The organism is Pseudoduganella sp. RAF19 (assembly GCF_052114165.1).
Classification (GTDB): Bacteria; Pseudomonadota; Gammaproteobacteria; order Burkholderiales; family Burkholderiaceae_D; genus Rugamonas.
Window position 1 is genome coordinate 451,570 of record NZ_JBFREF010000001.1, and the last position, 14,975, is coordinate 466,544.

General features: G+C 61.9%; 15 protein-coding genes and 1 riboswitch. Of the genes, 8 read left to right on the forward strand and 7 right to left on the reverse strand.

All coding sequences use genetic code 11. The features are described from left to right. Positions 1-14: 14 nt before the first annotated feature. On the reverse strand, positions 15-1,391 hold the full coding sequence (locus tag AB4Z19_RS02245; protein ID WP_442034101.1) for an FAD-binding oxidoreductase: 1,377 nt from the start codon (positions 1,389-1,391) through the stop codon (positions 15-17). A gap of 162 nt (positions 1,392-1,553) precedes the next feature. Between AB4Z19_RS02245 and AB4Z19_RS02250 the strand changes: the two genes are divergently transcribed. Further along, positions 1,554-2,291, forward strand: coding sequence for an alpha/beta fold hydrolase (locus tag AB4Z19_RS02250; protein ID WP_442026376.1), 738 nt, complete (start codon positions 1,554-1,556; stop codon positions 2,289-2,291). Here the strand turns inward: AB4Z19_RS02250 and AB4Z19_RS02255 are convergent. Continuing rightward, complete coding sequence (locus AB4Z19_RS02255; RefSeq protein WP_442034103.1) at positions 2,260-5,667, reverse strand: indolepyruvate ferredoxin oxidoreductase family protein; 3,408 nt, start codon at positions 5,665-5,667, stop codon at positions 2,260-2,262. The two genes, AB4Z19_RS02250 and AB4Z19_RS02255, sit on opposite strands and share 32 nt — an antisense overlap. 130 nt (positions 5,668-5,797) lie before the next feature. On the opposite strand from AB4Z19_RS02255, the gene AB4Z19_RS02260 reads away from it, so the two are divergent. Then, positions 5,798-6,268, forward strand: a complete 471-nt coding sequence (locus AB4Z19_RS02260; protein ID WP_442026374.1) for an Lrp/AsnC family transcriptional regulator — start codon at positions 5,798-5,800, stop codon at positions 6,266-6,268. On the opposite strand, the gene AB4Z19_RS02265 is transcribed toward AB4Z19_RS02260, so the two are convergent. Continuing rightward, entirely contained in the window at positions 6,231-7,586 is a 1,356-nt protein-coding gene (locus AB4Z19_RS02265; protein ID WP_442026373.1) for a mannitol dehydrogenase family protein, read from the reverse strand. The two genes, AB4Z19_RS02260 and AB4Z19_RS02265, sit on opposite strands and share 38 nt — an antisense overlap. Positions 7,587-7,690: 104 nt before the next feature. Here AB4Z19_RS02265 and AB4Z19_RS02270 point away from each other — a divergent pair, with 104 nt between their 5' ends. After that, the gene (locus AB4Z19_RS02270) at positions 7,691-8,284 is read left to right on the forward strand and encodes a TetR/AcrR family transcriptional regulator (protein ID WP_442026372.1); all 594 of its coding nucleotides are present in this window, start codon (positions 7,691-7,693) and stop codon (positions 8,282-8,284) included. Beyond that, entirely contained in the window at positions 8,277-9,167 is an 891-nt protein-coding gene (locus AB4Z19_RS02275; RefSeq protein WP_442034105.1) for an alpha/beta hydrolase, read from the forward strand. Before AB4Z19_RS02270 ends, AB4Z19_RS02275 begins: the two co-directional genes overlap by 8 nt. Before the next feature lies 1 nt (position 9,168). Here the strand turns inward: AB4Z19_RS02275 and AB4Z19_RS02280 are convergent, their stop codons facing one another. Beyond that, positions 9,169-10,479 (reverse strand): sugar MFS transporter, encoded by a 1,311-nt coding sequence (locus tag AB4Z19_RS02280; RefSeq protein ID WP_442029496.1) that lies wholly within the window; start codon positions 10,477-10,479, stop codon positions 9,169-9,171. A 166-nt stretch (positions 10,480-10,645) separates the two neighbouring features. Between AB4Z19_RS02280 and AB4Z19_RS02285 the strand changes: the two genes are divergently transcribed. Together AB4Z19_RS02285 and AB4Z19_RS02290 are read left to right on the forward strand one after the other, a co-directional pair. Then, positions 10,646-11,188 (forward strand): DUF488 domain-containing protein, encoded by a 543-nt coding sequence (locus AB4Z19_RS02285; RefSeq protein ID WP_442034107.1) that lies wholly within the window; start codon positions 10,646-10,648, stop codon positions 11,186-11,188. Positions 11,189-11,244: 56 nt separating this feature from the next. Next, positions 11,245-11,886, forward strand: coding sequence for a GNAT family N-acetyltransferase (locus AB4Z19_RS02290; protein WP_442029272.1), 642 nt, complete (start codon positions 11,245-11,247; stop codon positions 11,884-11,886). On the opposite strand, the gene AB4Z19_RS02295 is transcribed toward AB4Z19_RS02290, so the two are convergent. Then, positions 11,883-12,785 carry an alpha/beta hydrolase family protein gene (locus AB4Z19_RS02295; RefSeq protein WP_442029273.1) on the reverse strand — a complete coding sequence of 301 codons (903 nt, stop codon included), beginning with the start codon at positions 12,783-12,785 and terminating at the stop codon, positions 11,883-11,885. The genes AB4Z19_RS02290 and AB4Z19_RS02295 overlap by 4 nt on opposite strands. 132 nt (positions 12,786-12,917) lie before the next feature. Between AB4Z19_RS02295 and AB4Z19_RS02300 the strand changes: the two genes are divergently transcribed. Continuing rightward, a complete protein-coding gene (locus tag AB4Z19_RS02300) occupies positions 12,918-13,334 on the forward strand; it encodes a YybH family protein (protein WP_442034108.1) in 417 nt (138 codons plus the stop codon). Positions 13,335-13,336: 2 nt separating this feature from the next. Here AB4Z19_RS02300 and AB4Z19_RS02305 read toward each other — a convergent pair whose 3' ends face one another. Next, positions 13,337-13,663: a hypothetical protein gene (locus AB4Z19_RS02305; RefSeq protein ID WP_442034110.1), complete on the reverse strand. Its 327-nt coding sequence runs from the start codon at positions 13,661-13,663 to the stop codon at positions 13,337-13,339. A 40-nt stretch (positions 13,664-13,703) separates the two neighbouring features. Then, positions 13,704-13,807, reverse strand: a riboswitch (SAM-I-IV-variant riboswitch). A 90-nt stretch (positions 13,808-13,897) separates the two neighbouring features. Here AB4Z19_RS02305 and AB4Z19_RS02310 point away from each other — a divergent pair. After that, positions 13,898-14,722 carry a dienelactone hydrolase family protein gene (locus tag AB4Z19_RS02310; protein ID WP_442034112.1) on the forward strand — a complete coding sequence of 275 codons (825 nt, stop codon included), beginning with the start codon at positions 13,898-13,900 and terminating at the stop codon, positions 14,720-14,722. A 5-nt stretch (positions 14,723-14,727) separates the two neighbouring features. Here AB4Z19_RS02310 and AB4Z19_RS02315 read toward each other — a convergent pair whose 3' ends face one another. Next, the gene (locus AB4Z19_RS02315; RefSeq protein WP_442027740.1) at positions 14,728-14,934 is read right to left on the reverse strand and encodes a hypothetical protein; all 207 of its coding nucleotides are present in this window, start codon (positions 14,932-14,934) and stop codon (positions 14,728-14,730) included. Between the last annotated feature and the right edge of the window lie 41 nt (positions 14,935-14,975).

Genomic DNA, 14,975 nt, shown 5'->3' on the forward strand with positions numbered 1-14,975 from the left:
ATGGGACTACTTTTTCAGCTGAATATTTTTCCCGGGTTGAGAATTCCGTTCGGGTCCCAGGCTTGCTTTATCGAGCGCATCAAGCCGATGACGCCTTCGCCGTACTCCATCAGCAGCTTGTTCTTCTTGCCCATGCCGATGCCATGCTCGCCGGTGCAGGTGCCCCCGGCCGCGAGGGCGTGATTGATCATGGCGCTGTACACGCGATCAACGGCCGCGTGTTCTTCAGGCTTGTCTGGCATTGGCATGAACAGCACGTGGAAGTTGCCGTCGCCAACGTGGCCGAGGATCGGTGCGACCAGGCCTTCACTGTCGATCAGCGAGCGCGCTTCGGCCACGCTGCCGGCGAGGGCGGACATCGGCACGCAGATGTCCGCCACCACCGACTGGCAGCCCGGCCGCAGAGCCAGGGCTGCAAAGTAAGCCAGGTGGCGGGCATGCCACAGGCGCGAACGGTCTTCCGGACGCGTCGCCCACTCGAACCCAACGCCGCCGTGCATGGCTGCGACTTCCTGCGCCAGTTCCGCCTGTTCTTTCACGCCGCCTTCGGTGCCGTGGAATTCGAGGAAGAGCGTGGGCAGTTCGGTGAGACCAAGACTGGAATGCTGGTTGACGGCGCGAACGGTGTGCTCGTCGAGGAATTCAATGCGGGCGAAAGGCAGACCGGACATGCTCATATCCGTCACCGCCTGCACCGCTGCGTCCAGCGTCGGGAAGGCGCAGCTGGCAGCGGCGACCTCCGGCGGCAGAGGATGCAGGCGCAAGGTGATCTCGGTGATGACGCCGAGCGTGCCTTCGGAACCTGTCAGTAGATGTACCAGGTCATAGCCTGCGGACGACTTGCGGGCACGCGAACCTACACGCAGCAGACTGCCGTCCGCCATCGCCACTTCCAGGCATTGTACGTTGTGCGCCATTGAACCGTAGCGGATCGTGGTGGTGCCGGAGGCGCGGGTGGACACCATGCCGCCAATGGTGGCGTTGGCGCCGGGATCGACCGGAAAGAACAGGCCCGTACCCTTCAGGTAGGCATTCAGGTCTTCGCGCGTAATGCCCGGCTGGACCACGCAGTCGCTGTCTTCCGCATTGACCTGCACCACGGCGTTCATGCGCGACATGTCGATGCAGATGCCGCCGAAAGGCGCGCTGACATGGCCTTCGAGCGAGCTGCCCGCGCCGAAAGCAATCACCGGTACGCGATGCGCATTGCACAGGGCGAGGATGGCGCAGACCTCGTGTTTGTCCAGCGGCCAGACTACGGCGTCCGGCGGCAGGCTGGTGGCGAGACCTTCACCGCGCGCATGCTGCTCGCGCACGGCGTTCGAAACACTGACGCGGTCCGCATAGCGGTCCTGCAGTGTCCGGATGACTTCTTCTACGGCTGGCTTCATGGTCTCCTCGTTTGCTTTGTTTTGAGCCAGAATACAAGTGTTTTTCAAAACATGTCAAACATGTTGTATAAGTTTTGTTGGCGGGATGGCACAAACGCATCTTATTTACGCGGAATTGCGGTAACCTGTCCAACAAGTAGACAATCATAAGAGGAGACTTTCTTGAAACCGACCATCATTCTTGTTCACGGGGCAACATTGAACGGCGCCTCATGGGCGCCTGTGCGCCGTGCGCTCGAACCTGATTTCAATGTGCTGACGCCTGATTTGCCTGGCCACGGTGCGCGGCTCAACGAAAGGTTCACGCTGCAGGCAGCCATCGATACGGTGGTAGCGGCGGCGAAGTCGGTGGCGCCGGCGCCGGTCATCCTGGCTGGCGATTCGCTGGGTGGCTATACCTCCCAGGCCGCGGCCAGCCATCTGCCGCGTGAGCAATTGAAGGGGCTTGTGTTAGGCGGCAGCAGCCGCGATTTTTCCGGACCGAGGCTGTGGCCCCATTTGCTGAAGGCGTGGTTGTTCCGCCTGATGTTTGCGGTGAAGGATGAACGCAAACTGGTGGCCGAGAAAATGCCGGGTCTGCTGGCGAACGAATTCGGTCTGGCCCCGGCGGATGTACAGGCCACGATGAATTCGGGGATGAGTCTCGCGGTATTTCCGCAGGCGATGGGGGCGCTGCACAAGATCGACTTCCGCAGAATGGTGTCCGCGATTCCGCAGCCGATCCTGTTTGTGAACGGTGAAACGGATACCTTCCACGTGAGCGGTGAGGCGAGCTACGCGGGATCGGCGCAGCACGCCACGACCTACCGCTTCCCGGACTGCGACCATGGCGTAAGCCTGCGCCGCAGTGCCGAGTTTGCGGAGTTGATCAGGCAGTTCGCGTTGCGCGTTCTGAAGTGACCGCGCGCGGCGTGTGCTGCCATTGCTGCAGCTTGCGCCGGTATTCTTCCATCGCCTGCTGCTTCACGTGGCCAAAGCCACGAACCTCCTGCGGCAGGCGCGCCAGTTCAAGCGCCGATTCATAGCGGGAGCTGTCCATGCGGCCGCATTCCTGCTCGATGAGGTGCATGAATTCCTCCGCCATGGCACGCTCGCTGCGGCGTTCCTCCGTGTAGCCGAAGATGTCGAACGCTGTGCCGCGCAGGCCCTTCAGGCTAGCGAGAGCCCGCATCGCGCTGAAGATCCAGGGACCGAACTTGCGCTTGCGGCGCGACAGCAGCGGTGGCGCAAGCCACAGCGACAGCTTGCGATGATCGGAGAATTGCGCCGCCAGGCTGGCGCGGAATTCTTCGCTGCTGTACAGGCGCGCAACTTCGTATTCGTCTTTATAGGCCATCAGGCGATAGGCGCTGATGGCAACCTGGCGGCTGAAGTCATCCTTGCCCGGTGCCACGCGCGCTTCGGTTTCGCGCGCCAGTGTGACCAGCGCGCCAAAGCGCTGCGCGTAGCTGGTGTCCTGGTAGGCCGTCAGATCGCTGACGCGTGCTGCCATCAGCTCGTCCAGGCTTTGCGTGGCCGGCGTGACGACAGCAGGTGCCGGGCGCACGCGTTCCAGCACGTCCGGGTACTCGGCGGCGATACGGCCCCATTGGAAGGCGCTCAGATTCAGCGCAACGGCGGCGCCATTCAGTTCGATGGTGCGGCGCAGGGACTCCAGCGACAAGGGCAGCAGTCCGCGTTGCCATGCATAGCCCAGCATCAGCGTGTGCACGACGACGGTGTCGCCGAACAGTGCCTGCGCCAGCGCATTTGCTTGCAGTGTATGGAAGCGCTCCGCCTGGCAGCGCTGACGGATGCGGGCGCGCAGCAGGGCCGATGGCTGTGTGGCGTCGCGATTGCGGACGATTTCGGAGGTCGGCGTTTCATCCAGATTAAGCACTGCGCCGGAACGCTGCGACGACAGGCGCGCGGCATTGTCGGCGGAGGCGGCAACTACCATGTCCGCCGCCAGCATCAGATCCAGCGCCCCATTGCCGATGCGGACAGCGCCAATTTGCTCCGCACTTGGCGCCAGGCGCACCTGGCTCACGACCGCGCCGTTCTTCTGCGCCAAGCCCGTAAAATCCAGCACCGTGGATGCTTTGCCTTCCAGATGTGCGGCCCCGCCCAGCAAGGCGCCCAGCGTCAGCACGCCGCTGCCACCGATGCCTGCAACCAGTACGTTGAACGGGCCATCCAGCGCCGGAATGTGCGGCATGGCCAGACTGGCGGACAGCTCGGCTTCCAGCGCTTTCAGACGCGTGGTGTCGGGTTTGCGCAGCTGCGGACCTTCAACGTCCACAAAGCTGGGACAGAAGCCGTTCACACAGGAGAAGTCCTTATTGCAGGCGTTCTGATTGATTTTTCGCTTGCGGCCGTAGGCAGTTTCCAGGGGCTCAACCGAGATGCAGTTCGACTGCACGGAGCAATCGCCGCAGCCTTCGCACACGCGCTCATTGATGAACAGGCGGCGTTCCGGATCGGGCATGGCCTTGCGCTTGCGGCGGCGGCGCTTCTCGGCGGCGCAGGTCTGTTCGTAGATGATGGCAGTCACGCCGCGCACTTCGCGCAGCGTGCGCTGTACCTCATCCAGCTCGCTGCGGTCGTGGACGGTCGTACGTGGTGCAAGGGCCGCGTCGCTTTGCCAGCGTTCGGGATTGTCGGACACCAGCGCAATACGCTGCACGCCTTCCGCATGCAGCTGGCGCGTGATGCGCGCCGGATCGATCACGCCTTCCGCGGCCTGGCCGCCCGTCATGGCCACGGCGTCGTTGTACAGAATCTTGTAGGTGATATTGGTGTTGGCCGCCACCGCAGCGCGGACCGCCAGCAAGCCGGAATGCTGATAGGTGCCGTCGCCGAGGTTCTGGAAGATATGCCCGGTCGCGGAGAACGGCGCGGCGCCCATCCACTGCGCGCCTTCGCCGCCCATTTGCGAAAAGGTCGGCGTCTTCAGCTCCGGCTGCGACAACGCCATCACATGGCAACCGATGCCGCCGCCCGCCATCGAGCCTTCCGGCGTACGAGTGGAGCTGTTGTGCGGGCAGCCGGAGCAGAAGTAGGGCGCGCGCACCGGGATCACGGCGGCAGCGAGCGGCGTAGCAGAACCTTCCAATGCCGCGAGACGTTGGCGCAGCAGCGGCAGCGCGTCGCCAAAGCGGCGTGCCAGCGCCCGTGCCACAATGATCGGGCTGAATTCGGAAATCTCGGGCAGTACCGTGCCGCCCTCGCCATCGCTCTTGCCAGTGATGCGCGGACGAACGGCCATGCCGTACAGCGCGTCCTTCAGCTGCGCCTCCACGTTGGCGCGCTTTTCTTCGATGACCAGCACTTCCTCGTGGCCGCTGGCGAAAGCGCTGGCGCCTTCGGTTTCCAGCGGCCAGCTCATGGCGACCTTGTAGACCGAGATGCCCATCTGGCGCAGCTGAGCGTGATCCAGTTGAAGATCTTCCAGCGCCTGAATCAAATCCTGATGCGCCTTGCCGACGGTGATGATGCCGAAACGCTTATGTGGCGCGGCAATGATGCTGCGATCGATACCGTTCGCACGCGCCCACGCACGCGCGGCGGGCAGACGCTCTTCGATCAGGCGCCGTTCCAGCTCGGCGCGTTGTGCGGGCCAAGCCAGTTTCGGGTCCCAGTTCAGACCATGCCGCGGCAGCGGCGCATCGGGCAGGCGGTAAGCGGGCATGCCGTCGAGCGACACGGTGGCCGCTGTTTCAATCACTTCCGCAATGGTTTTCAGCCCGACCCATAAGCCGCAATAGCGGGAGAGGGCAATGCCCGCAAGGCCCAGTTCAATCACCTCGCGCACGTTCGCCGGCTGCAGCACCGGCATGGACGCAGCATGGAAGATACCGTCGGTCTGGTGCGGATACATCGACGACTGCGCGGCGTGGTCATCGCCCGACACGGCCAGTACGCCGCCCAGCGCCGAAGTACCGAGCATGTTCGCAGTGCGGAACACATCGCCGGTGCGGTCCACACCTGGCCCCTTGCCATACCAGATACCGAACACGCCATCGACCTTGGTTTGGCCGTACGCCTTATGCATCTGCGCGCCCCACAGGGCCGTTGCGGCCAGGTCTTCGTTCAGGCCGGGCTGGAACACGATGTCGTGCGCGGCCAGGTCTTTCGATGCCTTCCACAATTGCTGATCGTAGGCGCCGAGCGGCGAACCGCGATAGCCGGAAATCAGGCCCGCGGTATTCAGTCCGGCCGCGCGGTCGCGGCGGCGTTGGATCATCGGCAGCTGGACCAGCGCCTGAATCCCGCTGAGGAACATGGTATTGCTCATGATGTGTCTCTGTAGTTATCGAATACCGAAAATGGTACGGCAAGGTCCAGAGTGAATTTCACTGAAATGACTAGTAATTCATGAGATCATTAGTTGAATCTGACTAATAATATCTACAATTGAGGTAAATATGACTAACGGGCCAGAGCTCGATAAAACCGACCGCAAAATCCTGAAAGTGCTGGCGCGTGATGGCCGCGTGGCCTGGAGCGAGTTGGCGGAGAAGGTTGGGCTGTCACTGACGCCCACGCTGCGGCGCGTGCGCCAGCTGGAGGAGAATGGTTATATCCGCGGCTACGTTGCGCAGCTGGATGAAGGACGGCTGGCGGGCAAGGTCAGCGTGTTTGTGGCGGTCACGCTGGTCACGCAATCGGAAGAAGTCATCGCGCGCTTTGAGGAACAGATTGCGCTCGCGCCGGAAGTGATGAGCTGCTTTCTGATGACGGGCGACGCGGACTACACCTTGCGCGTGGTGGTGCCGGATCTGGATGGGTACCAGCGCTTCCTCACCCGCACGCTTACGCGCATCCCCGGCGTGGCGCATATCAAATCGAGCATCGCGCTCAAGCAGGTACTGATGCGGCCATCGCCTTTGCTATAGCGCTGCGCAGCGTAGCGTGGTCCGCCAGCTCGGCCCAGATCGAGCGTTGCGCGCAGAAGGATTCAACCGGATCTCGCGCCATACAGATCGCGTTGGCGACCTGCTGGTCGCGCGCCTGATCGTGGTAGGGCGTTTGCAGCTCGCCGCGATGCCAGCGCAGCAGCACTTGCAGGAACAGGGCCGGCAGCAGCGCCACCGCATCGAGCGGCAGGCCGCGTACGATGCGCTCCCGAATCGTCGGCACAATGAAACCAGGCAGCTTGGCGAAGCTGTCCGCCAGCACGCGCTCCACCGTGTCGCTCATGGCGTCGCTGCTGAAGCGCACCAGCACCAGGTCGCGATAACGGGCAAGATCGATGGGGCTTGGACGCAGGCAGTCGAATACCGCGCCGGTAATGTAATGTTGCGCGATGGCGTGAATGCGGGGATCGCGCAGCGCTTCGTGGATGTACTGGTATCCCGCTAGCGCGCCGGCCCAGGCGATGGCGCTGTGGGCGGCGTTCAGGATGCGGATCTTCGCTTCCTCGTAAGGCTCGACCGCAGCGACCAGTTCCGCGCCCACATGCTCCCATGCCGGACGGCCATTGCAGAAGTCATCCTCGATCACCCATTGCAGATACTCTTCGCAGCTGACCGCCATCGGGTCTTCGCGCCCGGTCGCGGCGCGCACACGCGTGCAGACTTCCGGTGTGGCGCGCGGCGTGATGCGGTCCACCATGGTGTTCGGCACGCGTGTGTTCTGGGCGACCCACCTGGTCAAATGACTGTCGCCGAGCAGGGCGAGGAAATGCTGGAGCCCGCGCTGCACACGGCGCCCGTTGTGGCGCAGATTGTCGCAGCAGAGCAGGGTGACCGGCGCCGTGCGCTCGCGCAGGATGGCGGTGAGCACGCTGTAGATATTCGTGCCGGGGAATCCGGCTTGCGCGTCGGCCAGGGCTTGCTGCAGCTCGCCAGCCGACAGATCCAGCCGGCCGTCGTCGTCGAGGAAATAAGCTGCTTCCGTGACGGTGAAGGAAATGATGCGCGTGTTGCTGTCAGCGCCGAGTGCGACGACTTCGCGCAGCCCCGGCGCATAAGGAATCGCATCGGACAGTGCGCTGATCGTGGCGTATCGCCGGCCGCCGTTCGGACTGACCGTCTCCAGCGTGTAGCGGCAAGCTTGCGCGCGCAATCCGGGCGCGGGGTCCTGCGCATCGGGGCGTATATTTGCGCTGACCATTCGCCAGCTGGTATCGCCGCTGTCGTGCAAGGCCTGTAGATAGGCTGCCTGGTGCGCGCGGTGAAAAGCCCCAAGGCCCAGATGCAAGATCGTATTCATAACCTGTCGTATATGTTTGACGGAAAATTTGCAAAATTGTGGATTTGTTCGGAGATATTACAGTAACATGTATGACAGGTTAACTGAAAAAATGGGAGATTTGGATGATCCCTCGCAAATCGGAGACAACCCGCGCCGCCATCCTGGACCACGCTTTATCGGTCGCAAGCCATGGCGGGCTGGAGGCACTAACCCTGGGATCGCTGGCCGATTCCATGAAGATGAGTAAGAGCGGCGTGGTGGCGCGCGTGGGTACCCGCGAGACGCTGCAACTGGCGGTGCTGGAAAACTATCGGCGCCGCTTCGAATCGGAGGTGATGTCGCCGGCGCGCCGCGTGAATCCGGGCCTGGCGCGGCTGCGGCGCCTGTTCGACACCAGCTTGCAACAAGTGGCGTCCGGCTCGACCGCCGGTTGCTTCTACATCAGCTGCGCGTATGAATATGACGACCGGCCGGGCACCGTGCGGCACGAACTCGCGAGCAGTGTGCGGGCGTGGCGCGAGGCCTTCATCAGCAACGCACGGCTGGCTGTCGCAGAGCGGCAGCTCGCAGCTGGCACCGATCCGGAACAGCTGGTCTTTGAGATCTATGCCTTGCTGCTGGCGGCGCAGCACGATACCCGCCTGCTTGAGCGTGAAGATGGTCTGGCACACGCGCGTGCGGGCTTTGAACGATTAGTGGAGCGTGGCCATGTATGACATCGATGCCGCACTGCAGGGAGTGATGAAGGCGCTGTCCGACGCTTTGCCGGCGATTCCGGCGCGGGATCTGGAGCCGTTTGCGCGCGCACTGTCACGTCCTGAGCCCTATCAGGCCATCCAGGTGCCGGATTCTGTGCCCGCCGGCCCGGTCCTGCGCCGGCGCCATCGCGGCGCAAAGATCTATCCCGGCGTCGAACGCAACTATTCGGTGTATGTGCCCGTGCAGTACGACGGTAGCGCGGACGCCAGTCTGCTGGTATTCCAGGATGGCTCCCGCTATCTGGGGCCGGAAGCGAATGCAGCGCGTGTGCTGGATAGCCTGATCGCGAGCGGTGAACTGCCGCCAACCATCGCCGTATTTGTCGATCCTGGCGAGAGGGGACCGGGCTTGCCGGTCTACGGCGGCTCCGACAATCGCAGCATCGAATACGATGCACAAGGCGATACCTATGTGCGTTTCCTGCTGGAAGAGTTGCTGCCGGAAGCGACGGAAGGCTACCGCATCTCCTCGGACCCTGCGCAGCGTGGCCTGGCCGGCATCAGCTCCGGTGGCGTTTGTGCTTTCAACGCCGCATGGGAACGTCCGGACGCATTCGGCAAGGTGCTAAGCCATTGCGGCAGCTTTGTGGACATCCGCGGCGGTGATCAATGTGCGAAGCGGGTGCGGCGCGAAGAACAACGCCCGCTGCGGGTATTCCTGCAAACGGGCGAGCATGATTTGAACATCACGTTCGGGCACTGGCAACTGGCCAATCGCCAGCTGGCGGAAGCGCTGGCTTATCGCGGCTACGCATACCAGCTGGTGATAGGCGAGGGTGGCCACTCTCTGCGCCACGGCGGCGCCATCCTGGCGGACGCTTTGCGCTGGCTATGGTCTTAGCTTATTCCGCGTGCTCGTCGGGGAACGCGTTGGTCGGACGCGCGCCCCACACGGCGTAGAACAGCACATACAGCTCGCATGCGGCGGTCAGCAGGAAAGACAGCTGCAGGCCGAAGGTGTCGGCCAGCCAGCCCTGCACCACGACCAGCGCGCCGCCTGCAATCGCCATGATCAGCAGACCGGCGCCTTCTTCGGTCAGCGGGCCAAGGCCCTTGATGCCGAGCGTGAAGATGGTCGGGAACATCACGGAGTGGAACAGGCCCACCGAGATCAGCGCCCACATTGCGACGTGTCCTGAACCCAGTGCCGCGATCATCATGACGATAAAGGCACCGATGCTGCAGCCTGCCAGCACGCGTTCCGCAGTGGTCAGACGCATCAGGAAGCTGCCGACGAAGCGGCCAACCATCATGCCGCCCCATAGCAGGAAGAGGTAATGCGCGCCTTGTTCGTGATTCACGTTGCCGATGTTTGGCTGGCCAACGAAATTGATGAACAGGTTGGCGACGCCGATTTCCGCGATCAGATAAATGAAGATGGCCGGCACGCCGAACACCAGATTGCGGTGACGCCACAGCGACATCGATGCACGCTGGTCCTTGCTGGCGCGTGCCGTGGACGAGTGATGCAGCGCAGGCAGCGGGAAGCGCGCGATGACCAGTGCCAGCACCACCAGCACGGCCGCCACGATCAGATAAGGCAGCTGTACCGCTTGCGCGTCGGCCAGCCGCTCGGCCTGCGTCAGCACCTGGCCTGCGCCGGCGGTGCCGGAAGTGGAACGTCCCAGGATCAGGTAAGCACCGAACAGCGGCGCCAGCGTGGTGCCCAGCGAGTTAAAGGCTTGCACCAGATTCAGCCGCGAAGACGCGGTCTGCGGCGAGCCGACGACGGTCACATAAGGATTGGCCGACACCTGCAGTAGCGTGATGCCGCAAGCGACAATGAACAGCGCGCACAGCGTTACCGCATAGGAAGGCAGACGGGCCGCGGGGATCATCAGTAGCGCACCGGCCGCCATGATCGTCAGTCCGATCACCAGCGATTTCTTGTAGCCGACGCGCTCGATCAGCTTTGCTGAAGGAATCGATGCCACGAAGTAGGCGATGAACCATACCGATTCGATCAGCGTGGTCTGCGTGTAATTCAGTTCGAACACACTGCGCAAGTGCGGCAGCAGGGTGTTATTAATGACTGTGATGAAGCCCCAGGTGAAGAACAGGCTCGCCAGCAGCGACATCACCGCGCCGTAGCTGGCGCTGGACTGGGATTGCGGTTCAACGACGGAGGATGCAGCAGAAACAGGACCTGGCATTACGGGACTCCAAAGCGATGGTGCGGATCATGTTATCCCCTTCGGGTATGTATCTCCAATAACTAAATGCTCGCGAGCTATATCATTTTTGATATGGCTCTCATCAAGCCACAGCAAGTTCATGGGCGGTGCGCTGCGCGCGGAGCGTTCATGCCAGAATGGACGAATGACACAGGAACTTGTCTGTACCATCGGCCATTCGAACCGTACGATCGAGGAGTTCATCGGACTGCTGCGGCAGAACGGCATCGCCTGTCTGCTCGACATCCGTACGGTGCCAAAGTCGCGCCATAATCCGCAGTTCGGCCAGGACCAGCTGTCCGTTTCGCTGGCCGAAGCGGGCATCGAGTACCGTTACCTGCGCGGCCTTGGCGGCCTGCGTCGTCCGCGCAAGGATTCTCCCAATGCAGGTTGGCGCAACGAATCGTTCCGCGGCTATGCCGACTACATGCAGACGGAAGAATTTGCGGCCAACGTCGAGACGGTCAAGGAGCTGGGCCGCGAAAAGTGCTGCGTGCTGATGTGCGCGGAGGCGGTGCCGTGGCGCTGCCACCGTTCGCTGGTGGCGGACGCCTTACTGGTCCGCGGCGTGCGTGTGGACGACATCATCGATGCGCGCCAGCGCCGCCCCCACAAGCTCACGCCATTCGCGCAGGTCGACGGCCTTCAAATTACCTATCCGCCGGAGCAAGAGGGTTCCCAGCAATAGCTTGCAAAAACTGCTAGGCTTGCGAGCTGGTAGATTTGAGCGAGAGAGAAGCGGGTATGACCGGGATCGATTTGCCCTTGCTGGAACGCTGGCTGACGGGTTGGAGTTTGTCGCGCGGCGTGCCACTGCCTGTCAGGGAAGAAGGTGGATTGCGCGTTGAAGTGGGCATGCCGCTGCAGCTGCGCCGCTATGTGTTTCCGGATGCCGGGCCAGCGCTGCAGGCTTGTGCCGACCGCATACAGGCACCGCACATCTATCTGAAGGCGGCGGTTGAGCCTGAGGTGCTACGCACTGCGCTGCCAGCGCGATGGACGGTGGAGGCCCCGGGCTATCTGATGCGCGGGCCTGAATCGCTATCCAGGCAAACAGAACTGCCGTCTGGGTATCGCATCGACGTCGTGGAGGACGGCGCCACAACGCTTGTACGCGTGCTGCATGCAGCTGGAGAGCAGGCTGCCTCAGGCCGCACTGCAACGCATGAGGGATGCGCCGTGTTCGATCAGATCGTCACTGCGGAATCGCACCGCCGCCGGGGCTTGGGCACGCTCGTCATGCAGAGACTGGACGAGCTGGCCAAACATGCCGGGGCGACCGAGCGCCTGCTGGTGGCCACGAAAGAGGGGCGTGGCCTGTATCTGAGCCTGGGCTGGCAGCTGCTTGCGCCGTGGTCTACAGCCGTGCTGCCAGCGCAGTGCTAGGGCTTCGCCGCTGGCTGATGCTGTAGCCAGCTTACCACTGCGGCTGACAAGGCGATGCGGTGGTCGGTGAATGGATGATCGGTGTCCATGGTGAGGCTGGTGATTTTGCCTTTGTGCTGAGCGCGAATGGCGTCAGCCAGCTTTTTGTTCGGCTCGCCGCCTCCTTTGGCTGCGCCGATCACCAGTGCCGGTTTGGCAGCCAGTGCCGGTGCGTAATTGATCAAATTCCACTCGTCCGAGTGCCGTTTAATTTCGTCGCCAAGATGTTCAGCATCGGTGCCTGCCAGGCTGTTGCCCAGATCATCGAAAGCCGCGACAAACTCTTTCATCATGTCGGGATGCTCGGCCAGCTCTTTGCCATCGAGGCCAGCGTTCCACGCATCGAGCAGCACCAGTCCTGCCGCGTCGGGGTGTTTGGCGACGTAAAGCGCTGCGGCCAGGCCGCCCATGCTGTGGCCACCGATATACAAACGGTGTGGATCGACGTTGTATTTGGCTGCGCTCTCCGCTTGCTGCAGGAAGCTCATGGCCGCCGCTGCATCCTCAATCGCGCCTTCGATGCTGAAGTTGCCGGGCGATCCCCAGCTGCCGCGATAGTGCATGGTCAGCACATTCCATCCGGCGCGGCGTATTGCCTGCGCCAGATCCAGATTCTGTTCATTCCCGGGCAGGCCATGCAGCAGCACCAGTGTCGGTTTCGGACCGGCCCCTGACGCCTTCATCATCAAGGCATTCATGCCCACGCCTGCACTAGGAATCAGCAGCTGCTTGTTTGCCGGCGGATTTTTTTGATCGCGAACCGGATCAGCAATGACGGCCGGCGGCAGCGTCACAGCGTGCACGCTGTAAGCGGTCAGCATCAAGGTGGACAGAAAGATGAGGCGCTGCAATGGCTTCATGGAGATCCCCGCAGATAGGTGTGCAAGCGATTCTGGCATTTCAGAAATTAGAAAGCAAGATCGGGCAACTGCGCGCCGTTTGCCAGACGCATTCCGCTAACATCACTGCCGGATAGCGACGCGGAGGGCATCATGAGCACATCTCTCGACTTCCCGCATTTTCTGCAGCGGCGGGAAGAAGCATCAACGGCATTCGTCAATGGCGACTACCGCCCACTGCAGGAAATCTCGACGCCGACTTCGCCTGCGACAATCTTCGGACCCAAGGGCGACTGCGTTCAAGGCGCTGAAGAAGTCAACAAGGCGAACGAACAGGGCTCGCATGCATTCGCCGAAGGCAGCGAAAACGCCTTCGACATCATGCACAAGGCGAGTGACGGTGTTCTGGCTTACTGGGTCGGCATCCAGCGCTCCAACGTGGCGATGAAAGGCAAATCGGAAAAGACCGAGATGAATCTCCGCGTCACGGAAATTTTCCGCCGCGAGGACGGCGAGTGGAAGCTGATCCATCGCCACGCCGACAAGCTGTCGCCCAGCCCCGATACTTGATCTCAGGCGTGAACGGCTTCGCTCTCAAAGTGAAGCATATGTTCGACGTGCACCTTGATCTCGCCATTCAGGCTGGCGAGTTCCTTGCGCAATTCGCGCGCCGAATCGTCACTGATGCCCTCGACGGTAATGCTATGCTCGTGCCAGCCGCCACGACGCAAGATGACCCATTTCTCGATTTGCGCTTTGAAGTTTTTCAGCGTCGATTCCAGCTGGCCGGCGTTAGGCTCGCTGGTATGTGATACGACCTGAAAGGTGTGGGTCAAACGGAAGTCGCTGCGCCAGGCGCTGACGTCTTGGGAGGGAGTGAAGGAAGTCTGAGTTGTCATGGTTTCTCCAGAAATCTTGGCTCGATTCGGAGCAACCATGTCGCACCCGCTTCGTTGCCGTTAATAGGCCGCATCGCCGCAATGGCATCCACCTTGCCCGGGAGAGGCAGGTTGGCGTCGGAAAACCGACTCTTGATGCAAAATAGTTTGATAACGAATAAATCCGCTATGCCGAACTTTTTTTCAATATATCGGAAATTGATGAAATGGGCAAGTGTTCGCCGAACGGACTAAATGAAAAAAACAATCGCTTCCGCTTTTCTCCTTTGCGCAGCGCTGACAAGCTGTGCCATAGCGCCAGGGCGGCACGTCCTGGTGGACAATCCGGCGCCCCTGGGGCGGGATGTTTTCAAAGCTGTTTCCTCAGATCAATTCGAGAGCGCCAGCTTTACCTCATCGCGTGGGACACAATTGCCATATCGCTTGCTTCGCCCATCGAGGCTGAGCCAGGGACAATCGTATCCGCTGGTGGTTCAGTTGCACGGTTCGGGAGGCATTGGCACGGATAATCTAAGCCAGCTGGAACGGCTCGCCAAGAGCTGGACAATGCCCGAGGTGCGCGATCGCTATCAAGCGTTTGTCCTGATCCCGCAATTTCCGATCCGCAGCGCGAACTATGGCCCCGCAGCGCCGGACCAGCATGCCGTAGCGTCGGCGGCGCTTCAGGATGCATTGGAACTGGTCGCTCAATTTGCGGCGGTTAATCCCGTGGACAAGTCACGACTCTACGCTACCGGATTCTCCATGGGCGGCTCAGCAGCGTGGTTGCTGCCAACGATGGGCCCCCGTGTGTTCGCCGGTATCGTTCCCATTTCGGGCGTGGCGCCGCCAGACTCCCAGGCAGGCACTTTCATTCATCTCCCCGTATTGGCGATCCATGGCAACGCGGATGAGGAGAATCCCATCACTGCGGACAGGCGATTCGTTCAAACCATTGCAAACCAGGGTGCACGGCAAGTATCACTGCGGGAGTACCAAGGCCTGGATCACCAGCCACCGGCCGACATCTACCCGGGATTCTGGTGGCGCGATTGGTTATTCCGTCAACAGCGGAAGTAAGGCGGTCAAGGCTTTACCAGGAACAGGCGCCGGCGTGACTGCATCAGGGGAATGGCGCGTTCCGGCCCTTCAGCGTCGCGCAGCAGGGCAAAGATCTGCTCCGGCGCCACGCCGTGTTTGGCGAGGAACTGCCATGCGACGACCGAGCCAAAGCCGCGATTGAATTCGATCGCCACGCGTTTCAGGTCGGGCGGGATAGGTGTGGATGACACGGGTGGGCCTCCATCGATCATGCCCCAGCTTCTAAATGGCT

Excerpts from the sequence above, each read along its gene's own strand:
- AB4Z19_RS02245 (WP_442034101.1), bottom strand. The coding sequence starts at position 1,391 with ATGAAGCCAGCCGTAGAAGAAGTCATCCGGACACTGCAGGACCGCTAT.
- AB4Z19_RS02255 (WP_442034103.1), bottom strand. The coding sequence starts at position 5,667 with ATGAGCAATACCATGTTCCTCAGCGGGATTCAGGCGCTGGTCCAGCTG.
- AB4Z19_RS02260 (WP_442026374.1), top strand. The coding sequence starts at position 5,798 with ATGACTAACGGGCCAGAGCTCGATAAAACCGACCGCAAAATCCTGAAA.
- AB4Z19_RS02265 (WP_442026373.1), bottom strand. The coding sequence starts at position 7,586 with ATGAATACGATCTTGCATCTGGGCCTTGGGGCTTTTCACCGCGCGCAC.
- AB4Z19_RS02270 (WP_442026372.1), top strand. The coding sequence starts at position 7,691 with ATGATCCCTCGCAAATCGGAGACAACCCGCGCCGCCATCCTGGACCAC.
- AB4Z19_RS02275 (WP_442034105.1), top strand. The coding sequence starts at position 8,277 with ATGTATGACATCGATGCCGCACTGCAGGGAGTGATGAAGGCGCTGTCC.
- AB4Z19_RS02280 (WP_442029496.1), bottom strand. The coding sequence starts at position 10,479 with ATGCCAGGTCCTGTTTCTGCTGCATCCTCCGTCGTTGAACCGCAATCC.
- AB4Z19_RS02285 (WP_442034107.1), top strand. The coding sequence starts at position 10,646 with ATGACACAGGAACTTGTCTGTACCATCGGCCATTCGAACCGTACGATC.
- AB4Z19_RS02290 (WP_442029272.1), top strand. The coding sequence starts at position 11,245 with ATGACCGGGATCGATTTGCCCTTGCTGGAACGCTGGCTGACGGGTTGG.
- AB4Z19_RS02295 (WP_442029273.1), bottom strand. The coding sequence starts at position 12,785 with ATGAAGCCATTGCAGCGCCTCATCTTTCTGTCCACCTTGATGCTGACC.
- AB4Z19_RS02300 (WP_442034108.1), top strand. The coding sequence starts at position 12,918 with ATGAGCACATCTCTCGACTTCCCGCATTTTCTGCAGCGGCGGGAAGAA.
- AB4Z19_RS02305 (WP_442034110.1), bottom strand. The coding sequence starts at position 13,663 with ATGACAACTCAGACTTCCTTCACTCCCTCCCAAGACGTCAGCGCCTGG.
- AB4Z19_RS02310 (WP_442034112.1), top strand. The coding sequence starts at position 13,898 with ATGAAAAAAACAATCGCTTCCGCTTTTCTCCTTTGCGCAGCGCTGACA.